This window comes from Streptomyces sp. NPDC021562 (genome assembly GCF_040640875.1).
Lineage (GTDB): Bacteria > Actinomycetota > Actinomycetes > Streptomycetales > Streptomycetaceae > Streptomyces.
Genome location: NZ_JBFACN010000003.1, coordinates 350,282 through 362,891 on the forward strand (window position 1 = coordinate 350,282; position 12,610 = coordinate 362,891).

Sequence of the window (12,610 nt, forward strand, 5' to 3'; positions counted from 1 at the left end):
CACTACATCACCTGGGGTGGGCGGCGGCAGTCGCCTCCCACCCCCATTCACCATCACACGGGTTGCGGCCCGTGCCACCACCGGCCCAGTCACGCAGCGGCGTTGCCGCCTGCCGCAACTGCTCCGCCCCGCTCTCGGTCTTTCCCGATCCTTCTTCACCTGGGGGTTTCGTGCGTTCCCGAATACCAGCCCGCTGGGCGCCGCTAGTGGTGACCCTCTCCCTGGCCCTGACCGTCCCGGCCGCCTTGACACCGGTCGCCGCTGCCGCGACGGGCGGCCTCGGCAAGCCCGAGGTGGCCGAGCAGCGCGTGAGCAAGGTCCGGACGGTGACCGGGCTGGGAGCCAAGAAGGCTCGCGCCACGGTCGCCAAGGCCAAGGCAGCCAACGCCGCCCAGGCCAGGCAGGCATTGGTGGAACAGAAGACGACCTGGCCCGCAGCGGCCGAGGACACAGGACGGATCCCGGCACGCGGAAAGGCAAAGCTCACCGCCGGCGAACTGCCTGTGACGATCACCCGGTCCGCTGGCAAGGACGCCGCCGCCGGCCAGGCGCGGGTGCACGTCCTGGGCCACAAGGCCGCCCAGGCGGCCGGCATCAAGGGGATTCTCCTCACCGTGGCCGCCGCCAGTCCCGGCGAGGCAGACGTGAGCGTGGACTACTCTGCGTTCGCGTCCGCGTACGGTGGTGGATGGTCCGGCCGCCTGAAGCTGGTTCGGTTGCCCGCTTGCGTACTGACCACGCCGAAGAAGGCGGCGTGCCGGGTGCGAACCCCGCTCGCTTCGCACAACGACATTTCCGGCCAGTCCGTCTCGGCCGAGGTCGGCCTAGCCTCCACTTCGACCGCCCCCACGAGCCTGAAGAGCGCCTCGACGGTGTCTGCCGCCACGTCCTCGGCCACCGTCCTCGCGGTGACCGCTGCCGCCGGCGAGTCCGCCTCCGGCTCGGGCAACTACTCCGCCTCGCCCCTCTCGTCATCCTCCAGCTGGGAAGCAGGCGGCTCCTCCGGTGCGTTCACCTGGTCCTACCCGCTGAGCACGCCCCCGGCCGCGGCCGGTCCCTCCCCGACACTTTCGCTCTCGTACGACTCTGGCAGCTCGGACGGCAAGACGGCGTCCACGAACAACCAGTCCACCCAGGTCGGCGAGGGCTTCGACATCACATCCTCCTACGTCGAGCGCTCCTACGGTGCCTGTGACGACGACGGCCAGGACGCCAAGTACGACCAGTGCTGGAAGTACGACAACGCCTCGCTCGTCCTCAACGGCAAGTCCAGCGAACTGGTCAAGGACGACACCACCGGCGTATGGCGGCTCAGCGACGACGACGCCTCCACGGTCACTCACTCCACCGGAGCCGACAACGGCGACAACGACGGCGAGTACTGGACGGTCGTCACCGGTGACGGCACGAAGTACGTCTTCGGCCTCAACAAGCTGAGCGGTGCCGACACCGAGCGGACCAACTCCGTATGGACGGTCCCGGTCTACGGCGACGACGCCGGCGAGCCCGGCTACGACCAGGGCGACTCCTTCTCCGGCCGCTCCCTCACCCAAGCCTGGCGCTGGAACCTGGACTACGTCCAGGACCCGGTCGGCAACGCCATGACCTACTGGTACACCGCCGAGACCAACTACTACGCCAAGAACGGCGCCACCACCGCCACCACCGCGTACACCCGGGGCGGTTACCTCACCAAGATTCTTTACGGGCAGAACAAGGACAGCCTGTTCAGCGGGGTCACCTCGGACAAGGTCACCTTTTCCTACGACGAGCGCTGCACCGCCGCCGACTGCTCGTCGCTGAAGGACTCCACCGCGGACAACTGGCCGGACGTGCCCTACGACTCCATCTGCGCCAAGGACGCGGACTGCGACGCCAAGAGCCCGGCGTTCTTCACCCGCAAGCGCCTGACAGGCATCGATACCTACGCCTGGTCGGCCGCCTCCAGCGCCTTCACCGCCGTCGATTCCTGGGCGCTGACCCAGGCGTTCTTGGACGGCGGTGACATCGGTGACACATCCGACCAGACGCTGGTGCTGAAGTCCATCAAGCACACCGGCAAGAACGGCACCGACATCGCCCTGGATCCGGTCACTTTCGGCTACCAGATGCGGGTCAACCGGGTCGACTCCAACTCCGACGACATCCTTCCGCTGACCCGCCCGCGCATCGAGACGGTGACGTCCGAGACGGGCGCGATCACCACCGTCACCCTGTCCGACCCGGAATGCGTACGCGGCTCCAATATGCCGGCCGCCGAGGACAACGACACCAAGAGCTGCTATCCGAGCTACTGGCACATCAACGGCGCCAGCGAATCGTCGATCGACTGGTTCCATAAATACCGCGTGACGGCGGTCCTCTCCTCCGACCCGACCGGCCAGAACCTCGCGGTCGAGCACGCCTACAGCTATTCCGCCCCGGCCTGGCACTACAACGACGACCCGATCACTCCGGCGGACGAGCGCACCTGGTCCATCTGGCGCGGCTACGGCAAGGTCACCGACATCACCGGCGACTCCGACGGCACCCAGTCCAAGACGGTGTCGCTGTACCTGCAGGGCATGAACGGCGACAAGCAGAAAGACGGCACGACACGGTCCGTCTCCGTCGCCGGAATCGACTTCACCGGCCTGGACGTGGCCGACCAGACCGACAGCGACCCGTACGCAGGCCAACTGCGCGAACAGATCACCTACAACGGCTCCACACCCGTGACGGTCAAGGTCAACGACCCCTGGCTGAAGAAGACAGCCACCCAGCACAAGTCGTACGCCGACACCGAGGCGTACTACGTCCGCACCGCGAAGACCTACACCCACACCTATCTCACCGCCACGGCGAAATGGCGTACCAGCGCCACCTCGACCACCGACTTCGACGACTACGGCATGCCCACCAAGGTCTACGACGAGGGCGACACCTCCGTCACCGGCGACGAGACCTGCACCCGAACTTGGTACGCGCGCAACGACACTCTGGGTATCAACTCCCTGGTCTCCCGTACCCGCAAGGTTGGCCGGGCGTGCTCGGTCACCGAGACCTCCCTAGCCCTGCCGACCTCCTTCGCCAGCCGCGGCGACGTCCTCTCTGACACAGCCACCGTCTACGACGACACCACCGCCACCGCCTGGACCACATCCCAGACACCGACCAAGGGCGAGATCACCTGGACCGGCCGCGCCTCCGCCTACCCAGCCACGGCCACCAGCGGCGAGCGCACCCCGAGCTCCTGGCAGACGCAGTCCAAGCTGACGTACGACACACTCGGCCGCGTCCTCACCTCGACCGACGCCGGAAGCAACACCACCACCACGGCCTACACCCCCACCGCAGCCGGCCCGCTGACCAGGACCAAGGTCACCAACCCCAAGTCCCAGACGATCTACACCTACGCCGACTACGCCCGGGGCACGCCCACCAAGGTCTACGACGTCAACAACAAAATTACCGAGAGCACCTACGACGCACTGGGCCGCAAGACCGCCACCTGGCTGCCCAACCGCTCCCACTCGTTGTCGCAGAGCGCCAACTACACCTACGCCTACTCGGTCACCAATGACGCCCCGTCCTGGACGTCGGTGTCGACGCTCAAGGCCGACGGCACTACGTACAACACCATCTACACCCTCTACGACTCCATGCTGCGCACCCTCCAGACGCAGTCGCCGACCGCCGTCGGGGGGAGGCTGCTGACGGACACCCGGTACGACAGCCGCGGCCTGGCGTACGAGACGTTCGCGGACATCTTCGACTCGACGGCGACCCCGTCCGGCACCTACACGCGGGCGGAGTACGGCGAGGCGCCCAAGCAGACCGAGGTCGTCTTCGACGGTGCCGAGCGCCCCACGTCGAACACTCTGCTCGTCTACGGCATGCAGAAGTGGTCGACGTCCAGCACCTACACCGGTGACTCCACCGCCACCACCGCCGTCACCGGGGGCTCGGCGGTACGGACCATCACCGACGCTCAGGGCCGGACAGTGGAACGCCGCGAGTACTCCGGCACCTCACCGGCCGACACCGCCTACGGGGCCACCACCGGTGCCGCCTACACCTCCACCGCGTACACCTACACCCGCGACGGCAAGCAGTCCACGATCACCGGTCCTGACGGCAACTGGTCCTACATCTACGACCTTTTCGGGCGCCAGATTTCCGCCACCGACCCCGACAAGGGCACAGCCACCACCGGCTACACCAACCTCGATCAGCCCTCCTGGACCAAGGACGGCGCGGGACGCGTCACCGTCTTCGCCTACGACGTCCTCGGCCGCACCACCGACACTTGGAGCGCCGCCTCCAACGCCGATCTGACCTCCACACTGGAGGAACAGGTCGACGCCAACAAGCTCACCCACTACGCCTACGACACCTTGGCCAAGGGCCAGCTGGACTCCTCCACCCGCTATGTCGGTGGAGTCTCCGGCAGTGCCTACACCAAGCAGGTCACCGCGTACGACAACCTCTACCGCGCGACCACCACGCAACTGGTCCTGCCCGCAGACGACAGCCTTGTCACGTCCCACGCGCTCTCGTCCTCGACACTCACGTTCTCCACGTACTACAACCTCGACGGAACCCAGCAGTACACCTCCGAACCCACGGCCGGCGGCCTCGGCGCCGAGACGATCAGTAACGACTACAACAGCCTGGGGCTGCCCACCGCTGTCACCGGCTCCACCGGCTACCTGCTGGGCGCCAGCTACTCCGCTCTGGGCCAGACGGAACAGCTCACCCTGGGAACGTCGTCCGCCTCCAGCACCAAGAAGGCGTACATCACCAACAAGTACGAGGAAGGCACCGACCGGCTGAAGGAGTCCTCGGTCACCGACCAGACCCACAGCTACCAATTGCAGGACCTCAACTACACCTACGACGCCGCCGGCAACGTCACCGCGATCAGCGACCCCACCACCCTGGGTGGCACGGGCGCGGCCGACAACCAGTGCTTCACCTATGACGGCTACCGCCGCCTGACCAACGCCTGGACCCCGTCCACCGCCGACTGCGCCACCAGCAACCGCACCACCGCCCACCTCGGCGGCGCCAGCCCGTACTGGACCTCGTACACCTACACCGACTCCGGTCTCCGCAAGACCGAGACCACTCACACCACCAGCGCCACCACCACGAAGACCTACTGCTACAGCACCACCAAGCCCCACCAGCTCGCCGCCGCCACCACCGGCAGCAGCTGCACCGGAGTCACCGCCACCTACGGCTACGACGACACCGGTAACACCACCACCCGCCGAGACGGCACCTCCTCACAGTCGCTTGCCTGGGACAACGAAAGCCGACTGAACAAACTGGTGGAGGGCACCAGCACCACCGGATACATCTACGACGCAGACGGCAACCTCCTCATCCGCCGCAACACCGCAGGCGAGAGCGTCCTCTACCTCGGCGCCACCGAAGTCCACCTGGACACCAGCACATCCACCACCAAGTACTGGGCCCAGCGCTACTACTCCGCCGGATCCACCACCATCGCGGTCCGCACCAACAAATCCGGCACCTCCACCCTCTCCTACCTGGCCGCGGACCAGCACGGCACCGCGACCCTGTCCCTGGACGCCACCACCCAGGCAGTGACCAAGCGCTACACGACCCCCTTCGGCGCATCACGCACCGGTGGTACCGGAACTTGGCCGGACGACAAGACCTTCCTCGGCAAGTCCGCCGACTCCTCCTCCGGCCTCGTCCACATCGGAGCCCGCGACTACGACCCGGTCATCGGGCGCTTCATCAGCGTCGACCCGCTCCTCAGCCTTGACCAGCACCAGTCCCTCAACGGTTACACCTACGGCAACAACAACCCCACCACCTTCGCCGACCCCACCGGCACCGAAATCGGCTCAAGGCCCAACTCCTGCCAGTACGACCTCAAGTACTGCGACAAGAAGACACAGAAGGAGGTCGGATACGACCCCTCGACCGGCCGAGCCAACGGCGGGACCGCAGCCACGAGCAACACCGGCAGCACGAAGAAGAGCAGCGGCAGTAGCGGCGGCGGAGGCGGCAGCGGGCTCCTGCACTGGGTGTCCAGCGCCGTGGACACGACCATCAACTACGGCACAGCCATCCTCACCAACACCGACGTCCTGACCGGCGGCTTCGAGACAGCCCTGAGCATCTTCGCGATGAATCTCGGCGGCGAGATAGCTGTCGGCGGAGCCATGATCTGCACCACCGTCGCCGGCTGCGTCATCGGCGCCCCGGCAGCAGCAGGCGGCATGGCCATCGCAGGCGCCGGTGCGATGGGCGCAGCGGACGGCATCAACCGCATCGACAACGGCCTCAACAAGGCACTGTCTGAAGCCAGCGGTGACTCCTCTGGCTCGGCTCCTTCTGCGAACGGCGGTATGGGAAACCTGGTCAAGGTCAACAAGCCGGATGCCTCAGCTGACGCGTTGGCCGATCGTCTCGGGGGCGAATCAAGGGTAAAGTTCGAGAACGACCCTGCGGGCAGGGAATTCGATGCTGTGAGCGATACATATGTGGCTCAGGCGAAGCCTGCGAATTTTGTCCTGGGGAAGGCGTTCAGAAAGCAGGCTGCGGCCACGTTCCAAATGGCCAAAAATACCGGACGTGTGCCGTACTTCCAGTTTGATGGCCCCCCAGGGCCAGGAGTCGCCGATGCCATCAGGAGATATACTCAGCGCTACCAGATGCCGGCGGTGATCGACACTGAACCTCTGGTCGTTCCATAAGTGAGAACGGTGCCGAAAGGTGGCGGAATCGTGGCCGTTTATGTATCCGTGCGAGGTTGGCTGGAATGCGACCAAGCTCAGCTTTCCATGGTGAAGGAAATCATCGCGAAGAGCGCTGACGAGCACTATTCCGGCGGGTGGGGGTTTCCGGCTCGTCCGTTCAATTGGACGTCATACGTTTTTTACGGCGGTGACATTCAAGAAGGGGACGTGTCCTGGCTGCGTGACCAGCTGGCAGAAATGGCTATCCTGCCGCCCTCGGATGAGGCTGACGCCGATGTCCAGGGACTATTCATGCTCACGCATGAGCTCGAAGGGTTGACCGAGTGGCAGATTCGCGACAAAGGGGTTCATGCGTTTCCTGGTGACGAACGGCATCAGTACTTGGGCCCCTCTTAGGAGTTGTCCATGAACTTGTTGATCGCGTACATGCGGTGCTGCGAGGTCATCGATGATGCTCCCGATCAACTGACCTCCTGGTGAGCTGGCGAGGGAGGGCGAGCCGGGTGGACTCGCCCTCAATGGAGAGACTCATGGGAAAAGGATCCCGCAACTGGGTGGCCGTGCCGGCGCGTTACGGCCGCAGTGCCGTGCTGTCGGGCTGGACAGCAGACCGCCGAACGGCTCCGTGAGAAGAGTGGGGGTACGCGCCTGCGGATCTGGCGCCTGGCGTCGGGGATGTCGCTGCGGACTCTGCCAGCGTTGATTCGGCAGCACGCCAACGAGTCCAATATCGAACAGCTCACGCGAACGTCGTCCGCGTCCGGCACCGAGAAGGCGTACATCACCAACAACTACGAGGAAGGCACCGATGAGATCCGACCAAGGCCAACCTTCTAAGAGTCATCGCCACTCCCTGACCAGGGGTCCGGGTTTGACGTCGCGCAGAGCCCACGACTCGCGGATCAGATCGAGAGCCTGAACCTCGGCATGGCGGACGGCCTGCTGGACCATGCCGCCGACTTCCTCGCGGAGCACCTTTTGGCCCGTGGTTGGCCCCCGGACGGGTGAGAGGCGCACCGCTGTCGCGGTGTGACTGACTCGGGGTTGACCCTCGACCTTGTGCAGGGCCCAGAGTGCCGGGTGTGGAGAGCGACATGCGCAGCATCGGGGAGATGGCCCGCGACAGCGGCCTGGGCGTCAGTGCCCTGCGGTTCTACGACCGTGCCGGGGTGCTGGTCCCGGCCTGGGTGGATCCCGTGAGCGGCTACCGCTGGTACGAGCCCGAGCAGCTGGCGGAGGCCCGGCTGCTGGCCCGCCTGCGCAGGGCCGGGATGCCGCTGGCGGACATCCGGCTGGTGCTGGCCAGTTGGGCCGGCGCCGACACCGATCTGGTCCGGGAACTGCTCCGGGCGCACCTGCGCCGTCTCGAACAGGGGCTGTCCGATGCCCGTGGTGAGTTCTCCGCGCTCCGAGCCCTACTCGATCAACGGGAGAACGTCATGACTTCGCTTCGCACCGACACCGTCCGCCTGTCCGTCGCCGCGCCGGAGCTGGCCGCCGCGCTGGACGCCGTTCGTTTCGCGGCGAGCACCGACCCCGAGCTGCCGATGCTCGCCGGGGTCCTGTTCGACATCGAGGGCGACCACCTGCACGCCGTGGCCACCGACCGGTACCGCATGGCGGTCGCGCGGGCCGGTGTCGGCGGGCACGAGGGGAGCCGCGTGCAGGTCGTCGTGGCCACTGCGCTCGTCGACGCGATGCGGGCGCTGCTGGACGGCGAGGCACCGGTACTGCTGTCTCTCGACGGTGACCACGTGACCCTGGAGGCCGGGGACAGGCAGGCGGCCGGCCGGTGCCTGGACCACGACTTCCCCGACTACCGTCGGCTCCTGCCGCGGGCCGGCGAACGCCGCGCCGTCGTCGAGGTGGCGGGCTTCCGGCAGGCTCTGGAGACCGGTCCCGTGCGCTCCGCAGAGGCCGGGGCGGCCGACCTCAGCGTGCTCAGGGTGGCGGACGGCGGTTCGGTGGTCCTCTGCGCCGACGGCGACGACGACCCGGATCGTGTCGCCGTCAACCGTGAGTTCCTGCTGGCGGCGCTGGCCGCAGGCGCCCGGGACCGACTGATCCTGGAGTTCGGAGCACCCACGGCGCCGATCGTGATCCGCCGCCCCGACGACGAGGACGCCTTCTCGATGGTGATGCCGGTCCGCCTGGAGAACTGACCGTACGCGCCACGCAGTCACCGCGGGAAAAATCTTGAACTCCCGTACAACCCTCCCCCTTCCCCGCCTGTCATACGTGGCGTCAGGACTTTCGGAGGGGGATCCGGGGGGATCGCGGGGGTTCTGATCCGGAGGGGAAAGCCGAGGGGGGCCGGTCGACGGACCGGCCCCCCTCGAAGCATGTCCCGGCCGCTTCCGTCAGGGCATGCCCCGTACCGCCCGTCCCACCTCCGTGCGCAGTGCCGCGAAGGCGGCCGAGCCGCGGGTGGTGATCTGGTCCCGCTCGCCCGGCAGGGTGACCGGCAGGTCCCGTACGACCCGGGAGCCGGGGCCGGGGGAGAGGACGACGACGCGGTCACCCACGTACACGCTCTCGTCGATGTCGTGGGTGACGAACACGATGGTCGTGTCGTCGGCCTGGTGCACCTCCAGGAGCAGGTCCTCCAGGTCCTCGCGGGTGCCCGCGTCGAGCGAGCCGAACGGCTCGTCCATGAGCAGCAGGGACGGGCGGGGGACCAGGGCGCGGGCGATGGCGACGCGCTGCTGCATGCCGCCGGACAGCTCGCGCGGCCGGCGCCGGGCGACCCCGGGCAGGCCGACCCGTTCGAGGATGGTCTCGGCCTCGGCCCGGCGGGCGGCACGGGACAGGCCCCGGCGGCGCAGCGGCAGGGCCACGTTGTCGCGGACGGTGAGCCAGGGCAGCAGCGAGCGGCCGTACTCCTGGAAGACGACCGCGAGCCGCTCCGGCACACCGGTCACCGGTGTCCCGTCGACCGTGACCGTGCCCTCCTGCACGGGCAGCAGCCCGGCGATGGTGCGCAGCAGCGTGGACTTCCCGCAGCCGGACGGCCCGACCACGCTGAGCAGTTGCCCCTGGGGCACGGTGAGGCTGATGCCGTCCAGGACGTGCTGGTCGCCGAAGTGCCGGCCGACGGAGTCGAGGCGCAGCATCCCCTCACCCGGCCCAGGGCTCGTACAGGGTGCCCGCGCTGCCGGTCACCGCGACGTGCAGCAGGAAGGGGCCGGCGTCGTCGTCCAGGCCCAGGGCCCGGTCCAGGGCGGCCGGCAGGTCCGCCGCCTGTTCGGCGCGCGCCGCCGGGCAGCCGAGGGACACGGCCAGGGCCGTGAAGTCGATGCCCCTGATGTCCGTGCCCGGGACGGCCGGGAGGCCGATCCGGCGACCCAGCGCGCGGACGGCCGCGTAACCGCCGTTGTCCAGCAGGACGTAGGTGACCGGTGCCGTGTGGCGGGCCGCGCTCCACAGCGCCTGTACCGAGTACATCGCCGAACCGTCCCCGACCACGCACACCACCCGGCGCCGGTCGGCGAGCGCCCGGCCCACCGCGAGGGGCAGACCCCAGCCGAGGGCGCCGCTGCCCGTGGTGAGGAAGCCGCCGCCCGACGCGACGGGCACGCGCGCGTGCAGCGCGTCACGGTGGCTCGGTGCCTCCTCCACGAGCACCCGGTCGCGGGGCAGCCGGGCACGCAGCAGGTCGAAGAGCAGCTCCGGGGTGATGTCCCCGTCGGCGGGGGCCGGGGGCGGTACCGGACGGGGCGGCGGCGGATCGCGGTCGGTCTCCTTCAGCAGCTCGGTGAGCCGGGTCAGCGCGGGCCGCAGGGTGGTCACGATGCTGGTGCCGGTGGGCAGCCAGGCGGCCTGGCCGGGGTCGCAGTCCAGGTGGAACAGCTCGGTTCCGGGCGCGAGCGGCGGCCCGCCGTCCGCCACGTGGTAGGTGAACACCGGCGCGCCGAGCGCCACCACCACGTCGTACGGCGCGAGACGTGCGGACAGCGCGCGGGCGAGCGGCGGCAGGAAGCCCTGGAACAGCGGATGCGACTCCGGGAAGCCGGAACGGCCGGAGAGCGGGCTGATCCACACCGCGGCCCGGAGCCGTTCGGCCAGCGCCCGCACCTGGGCCAGCGCCTCCTCGTCGTCCACGCCGGGGCCCACCACGAGCGCCGGGCGCGCGCAGGTCTCCAGCCGGGCGGCGAGCGTGTCGAGGGCGGCCGGGGCGGCCGTGAACCCGGAGTGCACCACGCGGGGGGCGACGTGCTCCGCGGGCCGGTCCCAGTCGTCCTCGGGCACGGACACGAACACCGGGCCGCGCGGCGGCGCCATCGCGACCCGGTACGCCTCGGCGAGCACGGCCGGCACGTCCTCGGCGCGCTCGGGCTGGCGCGCGGACTTCACGTACGGGCGCGGGAACAGGGCCGGTTCGTCGGCGCCGAGGAACGGCCGCAGCTGGATCAGCGAGCGCGCCTGCTGACCCGCCACGATCACCAGCGGTACCCGGTCGCGGTGGGCGTTGAAGACGGCGCCGAGCGCGTGCCCCACCCCACCGGCCGAGTGCAGGCTGACGAACGCGGCCCGCCGGGTGCCGAGCGCGTACCCGGCCGCCATGCCGACGACGACGGACTCCTGCAACCCCAGCACATAGGTGAAGTCGGCGGGCCAGTCGCGGAACATACGCAGTTCCGTGGAGCCCGGATTGCCGAAGACCGTGGTCGTGCCGGTGTCGCGCAGAAACCGTACGACCGCCTCGCGCACCGTGGGTGTCGTCATGCCGTCCTCCTGGCCGGGGATCCCGGGCCGACGAGTCGTCTCTCGACCGCCAGCAGTCCGATGTTGAGGAGGTACCCGAGGGCACCGAGCAGCAGCAGAGCCGACCACACCGTGAGCAGGTCGGAGCGCGTCATGGCGTCGGTGAGCGTGAACCCGATGCCGTCGTCACTGCCCGGCAGCAGCTCCGAGAACACCATCAGGATCAGGCTCAGCGACAGGCTGAGCCGGAGCCCCGCAAAGATCCGGGGCAGCGCCGAGGGCAGGATCAGGAACCACAGCCGCTCGGCCGCCGTCAGCCGCAGCACGGCCGCCACCTGAAGCCGCAGCGGGTCGGTGGCGCGGGCCCCCTCGGCCGAGTTGACCAGCACCGGCCATACGGCGCCGAACACGATCGACGCGACCTGCATGGGCGTACCGACGTCGAAGACGACGACGAACACCGGCACCAGCGCGGGCGGCGGCACGGCCCGCGCGAACTGGAGCACCGGGTTGCACAGCGCGTACGCCCGGCGTGAGCGCCCTACCGCGATCCCCAGGGCGATTCCGGCGACCGCGGCGAGCGCGAACCCGGCCGTCATCCGGCCGAGGCTCGGCAGGATGGTGCCGACGGCGTCCGAGCTGAGGAACAGGTGGCAGGCCGGACCGGAGAACCACAGGTCGTGCGCGTGGCGGACGATCCGCAGCGGCGGCGGGAAGTACACGCTGCGCTGCGCCCGCGCCGCCCACTCCCAGCAGAGGGCGACCCCGAGGAACACGGACCAGCGGAGCAGGAAGGGGAGAGGGAGGGGGAGGGGGAGGGCGAGGTGGACGGAGGCGGAGGTGGTGCCGGGCCGGGGCGGGCCGGTCGCGGAGCCTGGCGGCTTGTCGGAGTACCGGTGCGGACGTGACAGTGGCCGAAGTCGTGCCTGCGGCTTTGGCTGTGCCTGCGGCTCGGGCTCCGGGCCCACCCTCGGTGTCGGTTCCGGCTGCGGCTCTGGGCCGACCCTCGGTGTCGGCGTCGGCTGCGGCTCCGGGGCCACCCTCGGTGTCGGCTCTGGCTGCGGCTCTGGGCCGACCCTCGGTGTCGGTTCCGGCTGCGGCTCTGGGCCGACCCTCGGTGTCGGTTCCGGCTGCGGCTCTGGGCCGACCCTCGGTGTCGGTTCCGGCTGCGGCTCTGGGCCGACCCT

Annotated in this window: 6 protein-coding genes; 3 read left to right on the forward strand and 3 right to left on the reverse strand. The window is 68.9% G+C overall.

Annotation, left to right across the window (positions count from 1 at the left end; all coding sequences use genetic code 11):
- The first annotated feature begins 209 nt into the window (after nucleotides 1–209).
- The 3 genes from AB0G52_RS06290 to AB0G52_RS06300 all read left to right on the forward strand — a co-directional run bounded on the left by AB0G52_RS06290 (nucleotide 210) and on the right by AB0G52_RS06300 (nucleotide 8,881).
- Nucleotides 210–6,716: a restriction endonuclease fold toxin gene (locus AB0G52_RS06290; protein ID WP_361334209.1), complete on the forward strand. Its 6,507-nt coding sequence runs from the start codon at nucleotides 210–212 to the stop codon at nucleotides 6,714–6,716.
- A gap of 30 nt (nucleotides 6,717–6,746) precedes the next feature.
- On the forward strand, nucleotides 6,747–7,115 hold the full coding sequence (locus AB0G52_RS06295; protein WP_132886948.1) for a hypothetical protein: 369 nt from the start codon (nucleotides 6,747–6,749) through the stop codon (nucleotides 7,113–7,115).
- A gap of 698 nt (nucleotides 7,116–7,813) precedes the next feature.
- The gene (locus tag AB0G52_RS06300) at nucleotides 7,814–8,881 is read left to right on the forward strand and encodes a MerR family transcriptional regulator (protein WP_132886947.1); all 1,068 of its coding nucleotides are present in this window, start codon (nucleotides 7,814–7,816) and stop codon (nucleotides 8,879–8,881) included.
- A gap of 198 nt (nucleotides 8,882–9,079) precedes the next feature.
- Here the strand turns inward: AB0G52_RS06300 and AB0G52_RS06305 are convergent, their stop codons facing one another.
- The 3 genes from AB0G52_RS06305 to AB0G52_RS06315 are packed head-to-tail and all read right to left on the reverse strand — an operon-like array spanning nucleotide 9,080 to nucleotide 12,199.
- Complete coding sequence (locus tag AB0G52_RS06305; protein WP_132886946.1) at nucleotides 9,080–9,832, reverse strand: ABC transporter ATP-binding protein; 753 nt, start codon at nucleotides 9,830–9,832, stop codon at nucleotides 9,080–9,082.
- 4 nt (nucleotides 9,833–9,836) lie between these two features.
- Complete coding sequence (gene mdlC / locus AB0G52_RS06310; RefSeq protein WP_132886945.1) at nucleotides 9,837–11,444, reverse strand: benzoylformate decarboxylase; 1,608 nt, start codon at nucleotides 11,442–11,444, stop codon at nucleotides 9,837–9,839.
- A complete protein-coding gene (locus AB0G52_RS06315) occupies nucleotides 11,441–12,199 on the reverse strand; it encodes an ABC transporter permease subunit (protein ID WP_361334214.1) in 759 nt (252 codons plus the stop codon). Before AB0G52_RS06315 ends, mdlC begins: the two co-directional genes overlap by 4 nt.
- Nucleotides 12,200–12,610 lie beyond the last annotated feature (411 nt).

Coding starts and splice junctions, on each gene's coding strand:
- mdlC (WP_132886945.1), bottom strand. CDS start 11,444: ATGACGACACCCACGGTGCGCGAGGCGGTCGTACGGTTTCTGCGCGAC.
- AB0G52_RS06300 (WP_132886947.1), top strand. CDS start 7,814: ATGCGCAGCATCGGGGAGATGGCCCGCGACAGCGGCCTGGGCGTCAGT.
- AB0G52_RS06305 (WP_132886946.1), bottom strand. CDS start 9,832: ATGCTGCGCCTCGACTCCGTCGGCCGGCACTTCGGCGACCAGCACGTC.